This is a genomic window from Sutcliffiella horikoshii (assembly GCF_008180725.1).
In the GTDB taxonomy this organism is placed as follows: Bacteria; Bacillota; Bacilli; order Bacillales; family Bacillaceae_I; genus Sutcliffiella_A; species Sutcliffiella_A horikoshii_B.
In genome coordinates this window covers 109,399-127,609 of sequence record NZ_VTEV01000003.1, presented here as the reverse complement: position 1 = coordinate 127,609, position 18,211 = coordinate 109,399, and the positions used below count along the sequence as shown (strand labels likewise).

The 18,211-nt window shown below is 40.4% G+C and carries 17 protein-coding genes and 1 other annotated feature; of the genes, 16 read left to right on the top strand and 1 reads right to left on the bottom strand.

What is annotated here, in order from left to right:
• The first annotated feature begins 502 nt into the window (after positions 1-502).
• From FZC76_RS07510 to FZC76_RS07435, 16 genes are all read left to right on the top strand, one after another.
• Positions 503-901: a cytidine deaminase gene (locus tag FZC76_RS07510; protein WP_060665055.1), complete on the top strand. Its 399-nt coding sequence runs from the start codon at positions 503-505 to the stop codon at positions 899-901.
• Positions 894-1,811, top strand: coding sequence for a GTPase Era (gene era / locus FZC76_RS07505; RefSeq protein ID WP_148987642.1), 918 nt, complete (start codon positions 894-896; stop codon positions 1,809-1,811). Before FZC76_RS07510 ends, era begins: the two co-directional genes overlap by 8 nt.
• Positions 1,812-1,959: 148 nt before the next feature.
• Positions 1,960-2,100 carry a YqzL family protein gene (locus tag FZC76_RS07500; protein WP_082380828.1) on the top strand — a complete coding sequence of 47 codons (141 nt, stop codon included), beginning with the start codon at positions 1,960-1,962 and terminating at the stop codon, positions 2,098-2,100.
• A gap of 111 nt (positions 2,101-2,211) precedes the next feature.
• Complete coding sequence (gene recO / locus FZC76_RS07495) at positions 2,212-2,988, top strand: DNA repair protein RecO (protein WP_148987641.1); 777 nt, start codon at positions 2,212-2,214, stop codon at positions 2,986-2,988.
• Between the two features lie 40 nt (positions 2,989-3,028).
• Positions 3,029-3,206, top strand: a binding site (T-box leader).
• Between the two features lie 269 nt (positions 3,207-3,475).
• Positions 3,476-4,363, top strand: a complete 888-nt coding sequence (gene glyQ / locus FZC76_RS07490; RefSeq protein ID WP_148987640.1) for a glycine--tRNA ligase subunit alpha — start codon at positions 3,476-3,478, stop codon at positions 4,361-4,363.
• Positions 4,356-6,437: a glycine--tRNA ligase subunit beta gene (gene glyS, locus FZC76_RS07485; RefSeq protein WP_148987639.1), complete on the top strand. Its 2,082-nt coding sequence runs from the start codon at positions 4,356-4,358 to the stop codon at positions 6,435-6,437. The genes glyQ and glyS overlap by 8 nt, the downstream gene beginning before the upstream one ends.
• Before the next feature lie 221 nt (positions 6,438-6,658).
• Positions 6,659-7,288: a helix-turn-helix transcriptional regulator gene (locus FZC76_RS07480; protein WP_082380827.1), complete on the top strand. Its 630-nt coding sequence runs from the start codon at positions 6,659-6,661 to the stop codon at positions 7,286-7,288.
• 14 nt (positions 7,289-7,302) lie between these two features.
• Positions 7,303-8,112 (top strand): pyruvate, water dikinase regulatory protein, encoded by an 810-nt coding sequence (locus FZC76_RS07475; protein WP_148987638.1) that lies wholly within the window; start codon positions 7,303-7,305, stop codon positions 8,110-8,112.
• Positions 8,113-8,793: 681 nt separating this feature from the next.
• Positions 8,794-9,264, top strand: coding sequence for a YaiI/YqxD family protein (locus FZC76_RS07470; protein WP_148987637.1), 471 nt, complete (start codon positions 8,794-8,796; stop codon positions 9,262-9,264).
• A 31-nt stretch (positions 9,265-9,295) separates the two neighbouring features.
• On the top strand, positions 9,296-11,110 hold the full coding sequence (gene dnaG / locus FZC76_RS07465; protein WP_148987636.1) for a DNA primase: 1,815 nt from the start codon (positions 9,296-9,298) through the stop codon (positions 11,108-11,110).
• A 45-nt stretch (positions 11,111-11,155) separates the two neighbouring features.
• Complete coding sequence (gene rpoD, locus FZC76_RS07460) at positions 11,156-12,280, top strand: RNA polymerase sigma factor RpoD (RefSeq protein ID WP_060665046.1); 1,125 nt, start codon at positions 11,156-11,158, stop codon at positions 12,278-12,280.
• Positions 12,281-12,407: 127 nt separating this feature from the next.
• Positions 12,408-12,935: a hypothetical protein gene (locus tag FZC76_RS07455; RefSeq protein ID WP_148987635.1), complete on the top strand. Its 528-nt coding sequence runs from the start codon at positions 12,408-12,410 to the stop codon at positions 12,933-12,935.
• A 148-nt stretch (positions 12,936-13,083) separates the two neighbouring features.
• Positions 13,084-14,223, top strand: a complete 1,140-nt coding sequence (locus FZC76_RS07450) for an acyl-CoA dehydrogenase family protein (protein ID WP_148987634.1) — start codon at positions 13,084-13,086, stop codon at positions 14,221-14,223.
• Positions 14,224-14,603: 380 nt separating this feature from the next.
• On the top strand, positions 14,604-14,993 hold the full coding sequence (cccA, locus tag FZC76_RS07445) for a cytochrome c550 (protein ID WP_148987633.1): 390 nt from the start codon (positions 14,604-14,606) through the stop codon (positions 14,991-14,993).
• Positions 14,994-15,107: 114 nt separating this feature from the next.
• Positions 15,108-15,827, top strand: a complete 720-nt coding sequence (locus FZC76_RS07440; protein WP_148987632.1) for a tRNA (adenine(22)-N(1))-methyltransferase — start codon at positions 15,108-15,110, stop codon at positions 15,825-15,827.
• Positions 15,814-16,932 carry a Nif3-like dinuclear metal center hexameric protein gene (locus FZC76_RS07435; protein WP_148987631.1) on the top strand — a complete coding sequence of 373 codons (1,119 nt, stop codon included), beginning with the start codon at positions 15,814-15,816 and terminating at the stop codon, positions 16,930-16,932. Before FZC76_RS07440 ends, FZC76_RS07435 begins: the two co-directional genes overlap by 14 nt.
• A gap of 328 nt (positions 16,933-17,260) precedes the next feature.
• Here FZC76_RS07435 and FZC76_RS07430 read toward each other — a convergent pair whose 3' ends face one another.
• The gene (locus FZC76_RS07430) at positions 17,261-18,211 is read right to left on the bottom strand and encodes a 4-hydroxy-3-methylbut-2-enyl diphosphate reductase (protein WP_148987630.1); all 951 of its coding nucleotides are present in this window, start codon (positions 18,209-18,211) and stop codon (positions 17,261-17,263) included.

The window sequence follows — 18,211 nt, the reverse complement described above, 5'->3', positions numbered from 1 at the left end:
AAAAGCCATTGATTTTAGAGTTTTGTTAAACACCGCTGTTGATTTTCGCAAATGGCTCCGCTTTCCTAGGGGCTGACGAGAGCCTCCTCGGCTACGCCTGCGGGGTCTCCACCTAGCGCTATCTCCCTCAGGACAAGAAAGGCTCCGACAGCGATACATCGCACGAAGAAAATGCGTAGCATTTTCGAGGAGTCTTCGCCTTTTGCTCCAATCACCAGCTAGGAATCGTAAAAACTTTACGTTATCAGTTTTTCAGTGGCCTCGCTTTGCCTGCGGGGTCTCAAGACAATCGTTTCTCCCCCGTTGGAGTCTCTCACCTTGCACTGCAGTCAACAGGTGGATAAGTATTCAATATTTGGTTAAAAATAACTCACCACCATATTACCGCTAAATAAATTGAAAATTTAAAATTTTTTAAAATTTAAGGGTGATTTAAAAAGTGATTTGAGGTAAAATATAAGTAACGCGCACCCGAAGCTTACAGAAGAAAGGAAGAGTAACTGTGAACATCGAAGCTTTAATCCAAGAAGCAAAAGCAGCAAGAGAAATGGCTTATGTACCCTACTCCAAGTTTAAAGTAGGCGCGGCATTATTAGGAAAAGACGGGAAGGTCTATCGCGGATGCAACATTGAAAATGCTGCATATAGTATGTGTAACTGTGCAGAAAGAACAGCGCTTTTTAAAGCGTATTCAGATGGTATCAAAGAATTTGATGCGATTGCTGTTGTAGCCGATACGAAACGACCTGTTCCACCTTGTGGAGCTTGCCGTCAAGTAATATCTGAGCTATGTGCACCTGAAACGAAAGTAATCCTGACAAACCTTCACGGTGATATACAGGAATTAACAGTAGCTGAATTACTGCCTGGCGCTTTTTCACCGGAGGATCTGAATGCATAACAATACAACTACCAATTATAAATCAGGGTTTGTCTCCATTATTGGCAGGCCGAATGTTGGAAAATCAACATTTTTGAACAGAGTAATCGGCCAAAAAATTGCGATAATGAGTGACAAACCACAAACAACTCGAAATAAAATTCAGGGTGTATATACGCAAGACGATGCACAAATTGTTTTCATCGATACACCAGGCATTCATAAACCAAAGCATAAACTTGGCGATTTTATGATGAAGGTGGCGCAAAATACGTTAAAAGAAGTTGATCTAGTTTTATTTATGATCAATGCAAAAGAAGGTCTAGGAAAAGGCGATGAATTTATTATCGAAAAATTGAAGGAGACTTCAACCCCAGTTTATTTGGTAATAAATAAAATTGACGAAGTACACCCAGATGACCTATTGCCCTTGATGGGAACCTACAAAGCGTTGTATCCTTTCAAAGAAATAGTTCCGATTTCTGCTTTACAAGGGAACAATGTAGAAGTTTTATTAGAACAAATTAAGCAATTCCTTCCAGAAGGCCCCCAATATTACCCGGCCGACCAAGTTACCGATCATCCTGAGCGTTTTATTGTTGCGGAGCTAATCAGGGAGAAAGTGCTTCATCTCACAAGAGAAGAAGTTCCACACTCCATTGCTGTAGCAATTGATTCCATGAAGAAGCGAGAAAACAAAGACATGGTCGATATCCAGGCTACTGTCGTAGTAGAACGCGATTCACAAAAAGGAATTGTCATCGGCAAGCAGGGAAAAGTCCTAAAAGAAGTGGGACAAAAAGCCAGAGTGGACATTGAAGCATTGCTAGGATCGAAGGTGTTTTTAGAACTGTGGGTGAAAGTTCAGAAGGATTGGCGTAACAAGCAGTCGCAACTTAGAGATTTTGGTTTTAATGAAGACGAATACTAAATCAGAAAGACGAGCGGAATATAGTCAATTCGTAGCATTGAATTTACAAAATTTATCTAACATGTTTTGACCCTTCTACGGTCATCATAGTCATATAGGAATTGGAATAGGCATGCTGGTCTTTACTACAGAAAGGGTGGAGTTTACAATGTTGGATTTTACCTGGAAGGTCTTTAAAGAAACAGGTAATATTGATACCTATCTTCTTTTCAAAGAGCTTGAGAAAGAGAATGGCGATTTACCCGAACAGACAGAAGAGCTAGCGAATCGTGACTTACCAATTTCATAATGACAGATGACCAATTATTAAGGCAGTTTACTCACGTAAGTGTTGTAGATTGCCTTTTTATTTTGTAGAACGTACAATTAATTAAACACAGAAAAATGGACGGTGTACGATTTGCTACATAAATGTGAAGGCATTGTCATTCGAACAAATGCCTATGGTGAAAATAATAAGATTGTTACCATCTATTCAAAAGAGCTTGGAAAAGTAGGGGTAATGGCAAGAGGTGCCAACAAGCCTAGCAGCCGATTTACCGCTGTCTCCCAGCTGTTTTCCCATGGGACCTTTGTCTTCCAAAGGGGAACAGGACTAGGAAGTCTTCAGCAAGGTGAAATCTTGGAATCCATGAGATCTATTCGAGAGGATATCTTCCTGACAGCCTATGCTTCTTACATTGTAGAATTGATGGATAAAACCACAGATGAAGGGAAGCGGAATCCAGCACTTTATGAGCTATTATACCAAGTGCTTCACTTTATTGATGATGGGTACGATGCAGAAATATTGACGTTCATTTTTGAAATGAAGATGTGTGATGTCATCGGAATTACACCGGAATTAAATCGCTGTGCTTCTTGTGGTGCAACAGAAGGAACATTTGCCTTTTCTATAAAAGAAGGAGGCTTCCTTTGCAACAGATGCTTTCACAAGGACCCATACCTAATAAAAGTCTCTCCAGCTACCTTGAGACTATTACGGACATTTTACTATTATGATCTGAATAGAATTGGAAACCTGTCGCTAAAAGAAGAAACGCGAAAAGAGCTGCGATTCATTATTGATGAATATTATGAAGCCTATTCTGGGATAATGTTAAAATCCAAGCGCTTTTTGAAGCAAATAGGCTCATTGAAAGCAAGTCTTCCTGAAAAAAAAGAAAAACCTGATTGACTTTGCAAAAGAAATCATTTATTATCCAATTACATTCATAAAGATTGCGTTGAAGGAAAGTAGTACTTATCAAACTCGATTAAAGCGAACCTAGGATGGTGAGAGCTAGGGAATCAAGAGGTAAGGAAGGCGTTCTGGAGCAATACGGATAAAGTGGTAAAAAGGGCATCCCTTTTTACAAATAGGGTGGAACCGCGGGAGAACCTCTCGTCCCTATGCTGACAACAACTGTTGGCATAGAGACAAGAGGTTCTTCCTTTTTGTCCTTAAGCCAACAAAAGAAAATCTATATTAGTGGTGGCATAACGATGAATTAGTTTCCCTGTAGATTGGAGTGCAAGGTGTGAGACTCCAGCGGGGGAATAACGGTTGGTTGAGACCCCTGAAGTGTTGTGAGGAGGCTCAAGCACCGTCCCGCGGAAAGCGAACACCTGGAACGGAAATCGAAAGGGTCACCAGCAACAACTAAAAAAAGGAAGGTGTCAAAATGAACATCCAAAACATGATCCTGACCCTGCAAAACCACTGGTCAGAACAAGGCTGTATCCTCATGCAAGCCTACGACGTAGAAAAAGGTGCCGGAACAATGAGCCCCTATACATTCCTAAGAAGCATCGGCCCAGAGCCATGGAACGTAGCATACGTGGAACCATCCAGAAGGCCTGTAGACGGCCGTTACGGCGAAAATCCAAACCGCTTATACCAACATCACCAATTCCAAGTAATCATGAAGCCATCACCTGACAACATCCAAGAACTATACTTGGAATCACTCAAGAAACTAGGGATTGACCCGCTTAAACATGATATCCGATTTGTAGAAGATAACTGGGAAGCTCCAACACTTGGGGCTGCAGGACTTGGCTGGGAAGTTTGGCTAGATGGAATGGAAATTACGCAATTCACTTATTTCCAACAAGTTGGCGGAATTGAATGCAAACCGGTGTCTGTAGAAATCACTTATGGTATTGAACGCCTTGCGTCCTATATTCAAGACAAAGAAAATGTATTTGACCTGGAATGGACAGAAGGATTCACTGTTCGTGATATTTTCCTTCAACCAGAATATGAACACTCTAAATACACATTTGAAACCTCTGATCCTGATATGCTGTTCTCATTGTTTGATATCTATGAAAAAGAAGCACACCGCCAGATGGATCACGGACTTGTTCACCCGGCATATGATTATGTATTAAAATGCTCCCATACATTCAATCAATTGGACGCCCGCGGTGCTATATCTGTTACCGAACGAACTGGTTATATCGGACGTGTAAGAAATCTAGCCCGTAAAGTAGCAAGAACCTTCTATGAGGAAAGAGAAAAGCTAGGTTTCCCAATCTTGAAAAAGGAGGAGAGCACCAATGAGTAAGAGAGACTTTTTATTTGAGATCGGTTTAGAAGAGATGCCGGCTCGCTTTGTAACGGATTCTATGAATCAGCTTCAGGATAAAGTGAAATCTTGGCTTGAAACGAACCAACTGGCCTATGATAACATCCAAGCTTACTCTACTCCAAGAAGGCTTGCAGTGCTGGTTGAAGGCCTAGTAGAAAAACAAGAAGATGTTACCATAGAAGCAAAGGGTCCTGCCAAAAAGGTTGCCCTTTCAGCTGATGGTGAGTGGTCAAAGGCCGCTCAAGGTTTTACTAGAGGCCAAGGACTTACAGTGGAAGATATTTATTTTAAAGAAATCAATGGTGTGGAATATGTGCATGTTGAGAAGCATGTAAAAGGAAAAGAAACGAAGGAAATTCTTGGCAGTATTGCTTCTGTTGCTACTAGCCTGCACTTTCCGAAGAATATGCGCTGGGCTGATGAAGAGCTAAGGTATGTTCGACCAATCAAATGGTTAATTGCTCTATTTGGCGAAGAGATTATTCCGGTAGAGATTGCAAAGGTAAAGGCGGACCGAGTATCCACCGGGCATCGTTTCCTTGGTGGTCAAATCGAATTAAAAGACGCTGGTAGCTATGTGGAAGAGTTGCTTTCTAACTATGTAATTGTGAATGCTGTGGAACGAAAAGAAGCGATCAGGAAACAACTAGCCATCATAGGAGAAGAGAATGGTTGGAACATTCCTGTGGATGAAGAACTTCTAGAAGAAGTAAACAACTTAGTAGAGTATCCAACAGCATTGTTTGGAACGTTTGAATCTGACTATCTAACATTGCCTGAAGAAGTATTAATTACATCTATGAAAGAACATCAACGTTATTTTCCAGTAAAAAGTGAAGCGGGAACGCTTTTGCCTTATTTTATAACTGTACGAAACGGTAACCACGAGAACTTAGATAATGTTGCAAGAGGGAATGAGAAAGTACTGCGAGCAAGACTTTCTGATGCTGCATTCTTCTCTAAGGAAGACGAAAAGCTTGTAATAGACGATGCTATTAAAAAGTTGGATAAAATCGTATTCCATGAAGAAATCGGAACAACCGGCGATAAAGTGAGACGTGTTCAGGCCATTGCAGCTGACCTGGCGCAAATTGTGAAAGTGAACAACGAAACGCAAACACATGTTGAACGTGCATCATCTATCTATAAATTCGATCTCGTTTCCCATATGGTCTATGAATTCCCTGAATTGCAAGGAATTATGGGGGAAAAGTATGCATTGGCTAAAGGGGAAAGCCCAATTGTTGCTAAGGCGATTAATGAGCACTATATGCCACGATCAGCAGATGACAAGACCCCATCTTCTGATGTAGGTGCAATCCTAAGCATCGCAGAAAAAATGGATACTATTGTTGGTTTCTTTGCTATAGGAGTTATTCCTACAGGGTCACAGGATCCTTATGCATTAAGGCGCCAAGCATCGGGAATCATTCAAACAATCTTGAACAAAGAGTGGACCTTCTCTGTAGAGGCATTCATGCGCTCAGTAGTTGAACGCTATGTAGAAAAAGGTATTGCAAAGAAAGATGCAACTGCCATCATGGAAGACCTCTTAGTGTTCTTTACATTACGACTTAAGAACAATCTTTCCGAACGTGGCGTGCGATATGACATTGTGGATGCGCTTTTGGAGCTGCCACTTGAGAATGTTTGCTCTACTGTAAAAAAAGCAGAAACGCTTGAATCAAAGAAAAACGAAGCAGATTTTAAAGAAACGATGGAATCATTAAGTCGTGTATGTAATATTGCCAAAAAAGCAACTCTTGCTGCTGAAGTACAAGAAAACTTACTAAGTCAAGCGCAAGAACAAGAGCTTTATAAACAATTTATAAACAAAAAGGATCTTGTGCTACGTGCTGCGGCAGAACAGGATTTCTCCGTAGCATATGAGGAACTGGCTTCCTTAAGACCTGCTATTGATGCCTTTTTTGATAACATCATGGTAATGACAGATGATGAAGCAATTAAGACAAATCGCCTCGCCCTCATGGATGATATGGCAAAAGTTATATCCATTTTCGGAAATGTAAATGGCATCATCGTTAAGTGATAAAAAAAGACAAACCAAATACCCTATGGTAAAATAGTTAAACACACAAAAGAGGCTGACTAATGCATTCCTCACAATATTTAGTCAGCCTCTTTCCAATTCTTCTGTTTATCAGTATAATTAGTATATATTATTTACATATACAGTATGTCACAAATAGAAAAGCGGAGGGCACCCGTTCAGCTAAGTGCACCTTATAACCTATTAGGTGGTGAACAAAAATCGAACTGAATAAACGGCAAGAAACTATTTTGCAAATAGTCAAAGAACAAGGACCGATTACCGGAGAAGCAATAGCCGATCAACTAAACTTGACCAGGGCAACCCTTCGTCCCGACCTAGCTATTTTGACCATGGCCGGATATTTAGATGCCCGTCCTAGAGTTGGTTATTTCTACACTGGAAAAACGGGATCTCAACTTTTATCCGATAAAATAAATAAAATTCAAGTGAATGACCATCAGTCCATACCGGTTGTTGTCCATGAAAGTGTTTCCGTTTATGACGCAATCTGCACCATGTTCCTAGAAGATGTGGGAACCCTATTTGTAGTGGACAACTTCTCTATTATAGTGGGAGTGCTCTCAAGAAAGGATCTCTTAAGGGCCAGTATCGGTAAACAGGAGCTTACTTCTATACCGGTTAATATCATTATGACAAGAATGCCTAATGTTACGTACTGCTTTAAAGAAGACTTGATCATTGATGTAGCAAAAAAACTGATTGAAAAACAAATAGATGCTCTTCCAGTCGTTAAGCAAACGGATAAAGGTTATGAAGTAATTGGTAGAATTACAAAGACGAATATTACAAAAGTGCTGGTTGCCTTGGCACACGATGAAATTATCTAGATTGGAGGAGAATTATGGAGAAGCGTACCGTATATATCGTATCTGATTCCGTCGGAGAAACTGCAGAGCTGGCAGTAAAAGCGGCTATCAGCCAATTTAATGGGGCGAACTTCCATCTCAAACGAATTCCTTATGTAGAAGACATTGCAACATTATCGGAAGTAGTCTCTATTGCAAAACTTAATCAGGGTATTATCGCCTTTACACTTGTTGTCCCTGAAATGAGGAAGCACCTTGTAGATTTGGCAAAAATGGAAGGCGTAAAGGTGTATGACATCATCGGACCTCTTGTGGACTTGATGGAGCAGGAATACGGGGTTAAACCTAAGTACCAGCCTGGGTTGGTAAGACAATTGGACGATGATTATTTCAAAAAAATCGAAGCAGTAGAATTTGCTGTGAAATATGATGATGGAAGAGATCCAAGGGGTATTATTAAAGCAGATATCGTATTAGTGGGGGTTTCTAGAACGTCTAAAACACCTTTATCCCAATATCTTGCCCATAAACGCCTAAAAGTGGCAAATGTACCAATAGTTCCAGAGGTAGACCCACCAGAAGAACTTTTTAAAGTGAATCCTGAAAAATGCTTTGGTCTAAAGATCTCACCTGAAAAGTTAAATGATATCCGAAAAGAAAGGTTGAAAGCATTGGGGCTGAATGATAAAGCTGCCTATGCCAACCTTGAAAGAATAAAAGAAGAGTTGGCATTTTTTGAAACAATTGTAAATAAAATAGGTTGTGAAGTGATAGATGTTACGAACAAAGCCGTAGAAGAAACGGCGAACCTTATCTCTAACATCTATAATAACCGACTGAAGTAAAGAGCGCTTTTAGAAGTGCTCTTTTTCTAAAGGGAAGAAAGAATAAAATCCTGTTGATTTCCGTTCCAGGCGCTTCGCTTGCCTGCGGGCGGTCCGTGAGCCTCCTCGGCTTTCAGCCTGTGTGGTCTCACCTGTCCCTTCCTCCCGCGGGCGTCTACGCACCTTCGGCTTCAATCAACAAAGTTATTTCATTCACCTAAAGGTTTATGAAAGGCATTTATCCAGGTTAGAGAAAGCATTAATTTTACGTTCTCGTAATTTATAGCTGTTGATTGGAGCAAAAGGCGAAGACTTCCTTGTCCCAAGGGAGATAGCGCTAGGTGGAGAACCCCCAGGCTTGCCGAGGAGGCTCTCGTCAGCCCCTAGGAAAGCGAAGCCATTTGCGGAAATCAACAGCGACTATAAAACAATCGACTATAAGACCGGGCGGTTTTTTTGCCCAGTTTTTTTATGATTTCAGATTACTCAATATTCGATGTGAAACAGTAGTCAATTTGAAAAGTTTATATTATAATAAAAAATTGTGATAAAAAATTCCTCAATAGGGTTTAGAGTGATGGATTATCGAATAAACTAAAAATAGCAATAAGTCAAGGGCAATATAACAAATTCGTTCGACAACTACAAAAAAACATATCGAAAAAAGAAGGTTTTTGGGAAGGGATGTAGAAACCATTTAACATGCAAAATAATCGCAAACCTATTATTTTGGTGGACGCAGATGCGTGTCCTGTTAAAGAAGAAATAAGTAGAGTAAGTCATACATATAAAGTTGATGTGTGCTACGTAGCTTCTTACTCCCATGTAATGACCAATCAAACAGAAGGTAATTGGGTCTATGTGGATGATGAAAAAGAATCTGCCGACCTTTATATTTTGAATCATGCAAAGAAGGATGATGTAGTAGTCACTCAAGATATTGGTCTAGCAAGCATGCTTGTGTCCAAAAACGTTTATGTTCTCACTCCTCGTGGAAAACAGTATGAAGAGAGTGAAATGGAATTGAGCTTGCATATGAGATTTCTATCTGCGAAAGAACGGAGAAAAGGGAACTATTCCAAGGGCCCAAAAGCTTTCTCAATGAAAGACAGAGAAAGATTTGTTCAATCACTTAAAAAAACTTTGTCGAAAATTGCAGGAATTCCCGAATAGAGATAGAAATAGTAAGTCACGGAGTGTTGTTATGAATTATCGAATTCCTGAACAAACCATTGATCAAATTAGACAGTCTACCGACATTGTTGATGTAATAAGTGAATATGTGCAATTGAAAAAGCAAGGTCGCAACTATTTTGGACTTTGTCCCTTTCATGGGGAGAGTACTCCTTCTTTCTCTGTTGCCCCAGACAAACAAATCTATCACTGCTTTGGTTGTGGTGCCGGCGGTAATGCTTTCAATTTCGTCATGGAGATCGAGGGTGTCAGTTTTGTAGAAGCTGCCCAAAAACTTGCCAAGTCCTCCAATGTAGAAGTGGAAGTACCGGAATATACTGCAACAGAACAGTCAGGCCAGTCGAAAGAAACGAAATGGATGATGGATGCACATTTGCTTTTGCATAAATTTTACCATCATTTACTGTTAAATACAAAAGAGGGCCAGGAAGCATATGATTATGTGACAGGAAGAGGGTTTACCGACGATACGTTAAAGAAATTCGGCGTTGGCTATGCACTTAACAGTTGGGACTTTGCTTTAAAATTTCTGACGAAAAGGGGCTACAACCAGCAACTGTTGGAGAAGGCCGGCCTTTTAATTGAAAAGGAGCATACAGCTGAATATTTTGATCGTTTCAGAAACCGTATTATGTTTCCGATCCACGATCATAAAGGAAATGTTATTGCCTTTTCTGGAAGAGTGCTTGGTGAAGGTGAACCAAAATATTTAAATTCACCAGAGACCCCACTGTTTAATAAAAGTAAGATTCTTTACAACTTTCATCAGGCCCGTCCTCATATAAGAAAGCAGGAACAGGTTATTCTTTTTGAAGGATTTGCCGACGTCATTGCTGCAGACTCTGCTGGATTACCTAATGGAATTGCTACGATGGGGACATCCTTGACTGAAGAGCAGGCCAAAATTATAAGAAGGCATGTTGAAAATGTCACCATCTGTTATGACGGAGACAATGCCGGAATTGAAGCAGCATACAGGGCAGCGAACATCCTCATTCAACAAGGATGTTACGTAAGAATTGCCATGATGCCAGATAAAATGGACCCTGATGACTATATCCGTAGTAAAGGCTCAGAATCATTTAAGCAGGATGTAATAGGGGCAAGTTTAACGTTCATGTCATTTAAGCTCAGGTACTTACGCAAGGGTAGGAATATGAAAGACGAAGGCGAACGGATGCGGTATGTGGAAGATGTTCTAAAAGAGATTAGCATGCTGTCAAAGGCGGTTGAAAGGGATCATTATCTTCGTCAGTTATCTGATGAATTTTCCATCTCTTTGGAAGCTTTAAAACAGCAGCAATTTCAAGTATATAAATCTTTAATGCAAAAAAAGGATTATAACGAGCAGAATAGAATAAATATACCTAACAAACCCAAAATCTTTACGCAAGCGCTAAAACCTGCTTATTTAAATGCAGAACGCTATTTGCTGGCACATATGCTTAAAGATAGGGGAGTATCTGAAAAGGTGCAAGCTTCCATTGAAGGCTCCTTTATCATAGAAGAGCACCGTGCGATTGCCACCTATCTATATGCTTTTTACGAAGAAGGGTATGAGCCCAATATCAGTATTTTCATGGAGCGTATACCTGAGCAATCGCTCAAGAAAATTATTTCTGAACTAGGTATGCTAACACTTGAAGAAGAATTAAGTGATGCTGTGCTACATGATTATATGAAACAGGTGTTTAATTACCCAAAATTGTTAACAATAAAAGAAAAAGAACAAGAAAAGAAACAAGCAGAAGCACAAAACGATTATCTTGGTGCTGCACAAATCGCGATGGAAATAATCCAAATGAAAAAAGAGTTAAAACAATAAATATACCTCTTTATCGCGTTCAATGTTGGAAGGAGGGGACAGTTGATGGCTGAAAAATCAGCACAATCAAAAGAGATGGAAACAGAATTGACCATCGAACAAGTAAAAGAACAACTCACCGAAGTAGGTAAAAAGCGTGGTGTCCTAACGTATGAGGAGATAGCCGAAAAAATGGCTGGCTTTGAAATAGAGTCCGATCAAATGGACGAATACTACGAATATCTTGGTGAACAGGGCGTAGAAATTATCGGAGAAACAGAATCTGATGATGACCCGAACACTCAGCAACTTGCAAAGGAAGAAGAGTTTGACCTGAATGATTTAACTGTTCCGCCTGGTGTGAAGATCAATGACCCGGTTAGAATGTACCTAAAAGAAATAGGCCGTGTGGATCTTCTCTCTGCTGAGGAAGAAATCAGTCTTGCAAACCGAATCGAAGAAGGTGACGAAGAGGCGAAACGTCGTCTGGCAGAAGCTAACCTTCGTCTAGTTGTAAGTATTGCTAAGCGTTATGTGGGCCGCGGAATGCTGTTCCTTGATTTGATCCAAGAAGGAAATATGGGTCTGATTAAAGCAGTAGAAAAATTTGATTATCGTAAAGGATTCAAGTTTTCTACATATGCGACATGGTGGATTCGCCAAGCGATTACCCGTGCAATTGCTGACCAAGCAAGAACGATTCGTATACCTGTGCATATGGTGGAAACCATCAACAAACTTATCCGTGTTCAACGCCAACTGTTACAAGATTTAGGCCGCGAACCTTCTCCGGAAGAAATTGCAGAAGACATGGATCTGACACCGGACAAAGTACGTGAAATTCTCAAAATTGCCCAAGAGCCTGTTTCTCTTGAGACACCAATTGGTGAAGAGGATGATTCACATCTTGGAGACTTTATTGAAGACCAAGACGCAACATCTCCTTCTGATCATGCGGCATATGAATTATTAAAAGAACAATTGGAAGATGTTCTTGATACACTTACTGACCGTGAAGAAAATGTATTAAGACTAAGATTCGGCTTAGATGACGGACGCACTCGTACTCTTGAAGAAGTAGGAAAAGTATTTGGAGTGACTAGAGAGCGGATCCGCCAAATTGAAGCAAAAGCTCTTCGTAAGCTGAGACATCCTAGCCGCAGCAAACGTCTGAAGGATTTTCTAGAATAGAATCAGGCATATAGAAATAGTTTGCTTTTTCTTGAAAAGAGTAAGCTATTTCTCTTTTTTTTCAATTCAATACTTTTATAATATTCAGTTTTTAATATTTACACCTGTAATTGGAGTGTTAACAAAAGTGAATAATCATCGAAAAGAAACCATTATTAAAGAAATTGACTATTGGAAAAGAAATCGTCTCCTGCCAGATCAATACTGTGACTATCTGTTGGCGCTATATACAGAAGGGGAAGCTGTGAACCAAACAGCTAAAGGAAGCAAAAAGTTATTTCCTCTCTTTTTTGCATGTCTAATTTCTTTACTCGTTCCGATAACATTTCTTGTCATTTATTTTACTGAAATGCCAGTTCATTTGCAAATGCTCCTTGTAACTTTTTTCGTTCTTCTTTCTATATTCGGATATTTTATTTTTCGAAAAGAAGAATCTTTCATACATATACCAGTCTTTGTGCTCGCATTGCTCATACTTATTCTTTCCATAAAATTACTTGAAATTTTATCTATTCAATTGCCGTTAACCTTTATTATCATCACCTTTCAGACCCTTATCTGGTTTTTTATCGGCTATGTAAAGAAATGGTACTATTTAAACATTTCAGCGATCATAACGATGGTTTTACTGGTCGCAAATATTATTTTAATGTAACTTATTGATTATTAAGTTATTTTTAAAAGTTGTGAAAATTCCCTTATATCTATTATAATACAAATGAAAGCGTATTCAATGTATTGTAGGATGGAAGAAAAATACTAGCTCTTGCTAATGTTTTCCAAACAACAAGGGGGGAAAGATTTTGAACTTTGATTTAACGGCAGAACAAGCGATGATTAAGAAAACAATTAGAGAGTTTTCAGATGAAGTGGTTGCACCGGGGGCTCTCCAACGAGATCGGGATAAAAAATTCCCTGTTGAGGTGTTTCAACAGTTATCACAATTAGGAATGATGGGGCTTCCTTTTCCAGAAGAATATGAGGGAGCAGGCGCGGATACAGTTAGTTTTGCTATTGTCGTAGAAGAACTGAGCAGAGCTTGTGGATCCACTGGTATTACTTATTCTGCTCACGTATCATTAGGTGGGGCACCATTAAACCTGTTTGGCACAGAAGAGCAAAAGCAAAAATATCTCGTACCAATTTGTACAGGAGAATCACTCGGTGCATTCGGGTTGACTGAACCTAATGCCGGTTCTGATGCAGGTGGTACAAAGACAACTGCTATAGAAGATGGTGAGGATTTCATCATTAATGGTAACAAATGTTTCATTACCAACGCCTCCTACGCCAAGCATTTGGCATTAACGGCTATCACCGATAAAAAAGGCAATGAAAAAGAAATCTCTGCTGTCATCGTTCCAACAGATGCTAAAGGGTTTCAAGTGATTGATAATTACGAAAAAATGGGACTTAACGCTTCCAACACAACTGAACTTGTCCTTGAAGATGTCCGTGTGCCGCAGGAAAACCTTCTAGGTAAGCGTGGAGAAGGATTCAGACAGTTCCTAATTACCCTTGATGGAGGCCGCATCGGAATTGGTGCCATGGCTGTAGGAATTGCACAGGCAGCTTTTGAGCGAGCGCTCGCTTACTCTCAAGAAAGAAAACAATTTGGAAGATCCTTATCAAGTTTTCAGATTAACCAATTTAAACTAGCGGACATGGCTATGAAACTTGAACTTGCCAGAACCATGGTTTATAAAGCTGCCTGGTTAAAAGATCAGGGAAGACCATTCTCGAAAGAAGCATCCATGTGTAAACTATATGCATCTGAAGTATGCATGGAAATCGCAGATCAAGCCGTGCAACTCCATGGCGGCTATGGATACATGAAAGAGTACCACGTAGAACGTTTCATGCGCGACGGAAAACTCCTAGAAATCGGTGAAGGAACCTCCGAAGTACAAAGAATGGTCATCGCAAGGTCCCTGGGAATATAGTGAAAGGGATTTCTAGCTGTTGATTGGAGCAAAAGGCGAAGACTCCTGAGGGAGATAGTGGTAGCTTGAGACCCCGCAGCGGAGCGAGGAGGCTCAAGCACCGCCCCTAGGAAAGCGAAGCCATTTGTGGAAATCAACAGCGGTGTTTTTGAAATCAAAAATTATTTTTCCAAAAACACATCACTTCTCTCATTTTGAGGTACAATATAACCAACAAATATAGAAACCTTCATCTATGCGATGAAGGTTTTTGTCTAAACTGTGAATTTAAGAGAGAAGTTCGCATTTAAGTCTTTTCCTATAGTAAAATATAAAGTAAAATAGAGAGTGCTTGTATAAGATAAGACACACGTACATGTACATAAGGAGGTTTGAATAGCATGAATCGTAATCCGCTTATTCCTTTTGCATTTATCGCGGTATTAGGTCTTGGACTAATGTTCCTATTATCTTTCGTTGGACTTGATCAGGCTGAAAAAATTGCATCCGGTGAAGACGAAACTGTAGAATTGTCTGCAGAAGAGCTTTACCAACAAAACTCTTGTATCGGCTGTCACGGCGGTAACTTAGAAGGAGCAGGCGCTGCACCTGCATTAACAGATGTTGGTGACCGTCTATCCCAAGAAGAAATTCAAAACGTTATTGTAAATGGACAAGGCGCTATGCCTGCTGGCTTGGCTACACCTAAAGAAGCTGAAGTTCTTGCTGAGTGGCTGGCTAACGGCGCTCAAAGTGAAGAAAGTGAAGAAAGTGAAGAAGGCGAACATTAAGATTTGTTTTTTTAGAAAAATGTTACACATATAAAAGATCCTTTGCATTTGTGAAGGATTTTTTTTTATACTTGTTACATAGGAATTCAAATACATAAGTAAAGAGGAACTGACATGAATGAATTAAAGCTTTCAAAACGTTTAGAAGCAGTAGCTTCTTTTATACCAAAAGGCAGTGTATTGGCAGACATCGGTTCAGATCATGCTTACCTACCTTGTTATGCCTATTTGCAGGGGATGATTGAAAGAGGTATTGCCGGAGAAGTGGTAGAAGGTCCCTTTCAGTCTGCCGTTCAACAGGTTCGAAAAACAGAATTAGAAAAGGTCATTGAAGTAAGAAAAGGAGACGGATTGGAAGTGATCTCTCCAAGTGAGGTTACTTGCATCACTATTGCCGGAATGGGAGGGACTTTAATTCAGTCCATCCTTGAAAAAGGCAAGGAAAAACTAGCAGGAGTTCAAACGCTTATCCTTCAGCCGAATATAGGTGCAAAAAAGATTAGGGAATGGTTGCTTGATAATGGATGGGAACTTGTTGCAGAACAAATTTTACTGGATGATGGAAGGATCTACGAGATTCTAGTGGCAGAACGTGGAGAAAGTGATAAACCTTACTCTGTGAAAAAAGATGCGTATTTGCTTGTAGGCCCGTTTCTTGCGAAGGAACGAAATGATGTATTTGTACAAAAGTGGACACATGAACTTGCGCATTGGAAAAAAATAGTGGCGCAGCTTGATGCAGCCGATCAAACAGAGGCGAATGAACAAAAAAGAAAAGAACTAACAGAAAAAATCAGACTGGTAGAGGAGGAACTGGGATTTGAAAACAGTTAACGGCTTGCAGGTTATCGAGTGGTTCGAACACTTTTCCCCTAAAAAATATGCAGTCGAAGGGGATAAAATCGGTCTTCAGATTGGTACATTGAATAAACCAATCCACAAAGTAATGGTGACGCTTGATGTTCTTGAAGAGGTAGTTGACGAGGCAATAGATCAGAATGTTGATTTGATTATAGCTCATCATCCGCCAATCTTCCGAGCTCTTCCAACTGTTACGGATAATTCAGCTGCCGGGAAAATCGTGACTAAATGTATCAAGCATGATATTAGCGTGTATGTAGCACATACAAATCTTGATGTGGCACAAGGTGGTGTGAATGACCTGCTGGCCGAAGCTCTTGAGCTTGAGGATATAAAAGTGCTGGTTCCAACCTATCAAGAAGAACTTCGGAAACTAAGCGTATTTGTTCCAGTTTCCCATGCAGAAACACTACTTGAGGCTTTGGGTGAAGCGGGGGCAGGGCATATTGGAAACTATAGTCACTGTTCTTTCACAACAGAGGGAGAAGGTCGGTTTCTTCCTTTAGATGGGACAGAGCCTTTTATTGGGAAAAGAGGTCAGCTTGAAAAAGTTGAAGAGTTGAAGGTGGAGACTGTATACCCTATTTCTATTGAGAGACGCGTCTTGAAGGCTTTGTTTAAAGCTCATCCTTATGAGGAAGTTGCTTATGATGTTTACAAACTTGAAAATGAAATGAATCCCCTTGGTTTGGGACGGGTTGGAAAGTTGAAGGATGGAATGTCGCTTGCTGATTTTGCCTCTCATGTGAAAAAAGGTCTTGAAGTGGAAAATGTACGAGTAGTGGGAAATTTGAATAGTGAGATTAAGAAGGTAGCGGTATTAGGCGGAGATGGAAACAAATATATTCACGCTGCAAAATTTGCCGGTGCGGATGTATATGTGACAGGAGATCTTTATTTTCACACCGCTCATGATGCAATGGCAATCGGATTGAATATGGTTGACCCTGGGCATTACGCTGAGAAGATTATGAAAAAAGGTGTCGCACTGCGATTAGAAGAGGCAGTGCGGGAAAAGAGTTGGGAGCTTGAAGTTCTAGTTTCCGAGACGAATACAGATCCGTTTAGATTTATGTGATGTTTGGAGGAACGACCTTTGTGGGTCGTTTCTTTTTATTAGGGGAGAGAGTCTCAATGCCCTAAGAGTTATGGTTGAAGTGGAGAGAGGTGTCTCAGCGCCCGAAAAGCTTCCGAGATAGGAGAAAAGGGAAGAGAGAAGGTGTCTCAACGCCCTAAAAGTTACAGGGAAAGGTAGAATGGTAAGAGAGAAAATGCCTTAATGCCCGAAGCCCGTCGCAAAAGCCAGAAAGATAATGTAGAAATTATAAATTCTACTCTTCTAACAATAACCTTAACCCTCGACACACTCAAAAAAAACACCCTCCAAAAAGAGGGTGCAGTCAACCTTATGAAGTTTTCGCCTTCTTCACTTTCGGCAAAATCTTTTGCAAAGGTACATTCTTCGTTGTCTTCCAGGTATCTTCATTCAACGGATCAAATTGCTCCACAAACTGAATAACTTCCTTAGTAATCGGAGTTGGTGTAGAAGCACCTGCAGTAACTGCAACCGTGCTAGCATTCATCAACCATTCTACATTCAATTCGCTGATATCGGAAATTCGGTAGGCAGGGGTTCCGGCAATTTCTTGAGAAACTTGAGCCAGTCTGTTGGAGTTGTTGCTTTTTGGGTCTCCAACGACTATTGTCACATCGGCTTGTCCGGCTTGGTCTGCCACCGCTTCTTGTCTGACTTGTGTAGCAAGACAAATTTCTTTGTGCTGTTCGACATGTGGGTATTTTTCTTGAACCTTAACCATGATGTCGGCTACATCCCACTGACTCATAGTAGTTTGGTTGGTTACAATAATCTTCTCACTGTCAATCGACAAGGCTTCGACATCATCAAGCGTCTCCACTAGATGAACGATGGAAGGTGCAACTCCCACCGCACCTTCTGGCTCAGGATGTCCTTTTTTTCCGATGTAAATAACTTCATAACCTTGTGCTTCTTTCATGCGGATCAGATCATGTGTACGGGTAACATCCGGGCATGTCGCATCAATGGTGGTCAATCCTTTTTCCTTTGCGCGGATCTTTACTTCCGGTGAGACGCCATGTGCAGTGAAAATGACGGTACCTTCGTTAATCTGATCAAGGATTTCGAGTCTGTTGGCACCATCCAATGTGATAATTCCTTCTTCTTCAAACGCGTCTGTAACATGTTTATTATGAACAATCATACCTAAAATATAGATTGGTCGTGGCAATGTTTTATCCAATGCTGCATTTCTTGCAATCACCATAGCATCGACTACACCATAGCAGTAGCCACGAGGGGCGATTTTAATAAGTTCCAT

Bases quoted from the DNA above. Each gene is read 5' to 3' on its own strand.
- FZC76_RS07440 (WP_148987632.1), top strand. From the start codon at position 15,108: ATGAATGAATTAAAGCTTTCAAAACGTTTAGAAGCAGTAGCTTCTTTT.
- FZC76_RS07475 (WP_148987638.1), top strand. From the start codon at position 7,303: ATGGAGAAGCGTACCGTATATATCGTATCTGATTCCGTCGGAGAAACT.
- rpoD (WP_060665046.1), top strand. From the start codon at position 11,156: ATGGCTGAAAAATCAGCACAATCAAAAGAGATGGAAACAGAATTGACC.
- era (WP_148987642.1), top strand. From the start codon at position 894: ATGCATAACAATACAACTACCAATTATAAATCAGGGTTTGTCTCCATT.
- FZC76_RS07430 (WP_148987630.1), bottom strand. From the start codon at position 18,211: ATGGAACTTATTAAAATCGCCCCTCGTGGCTACTGCTATGGTGTAGTC.
- cccA (WP_148987633.1), top strand. From the start codon at position 14,604: ATGAATCGTAATCCGCTTATTCCTTTTGCATTTATCGCGGTATTAGGT.
- glyS (WP_148987639.1), top strand. From the start codon at position 4,356: ATGAGTAAGAGAGACTTTTTATTTGAGATCGGTTTAGAAGAGATGCCG.
- dnaG (WP_148987636.1), top strand. From the start codon at position 9,296: ATGAATTATCGAATTCCTGAACAAACCATTGATCAAATTAGACAGTCT.
- FZC76_RS07500 (WP_082380828.1), top strand. From the start codon at position 1,960: ATGTTGGATTTTACCTGGAAGGTCTTTAAAGAAACAGGTAATATTGAT.
- FZC76_RS07470 (WP_148987637.1), top strand. From the start codon at position 8,794: ATGCAAAATAATCGCAAACCTATTATTTTGGTGGACGCAGATGCGTGT.
- glyQ (WP_148987640.1), top strand. From the start codon at position 3,476: ATGAACATCCAAAACATGATCCTGACCCTGCAAAACCACTGGTCAGAA.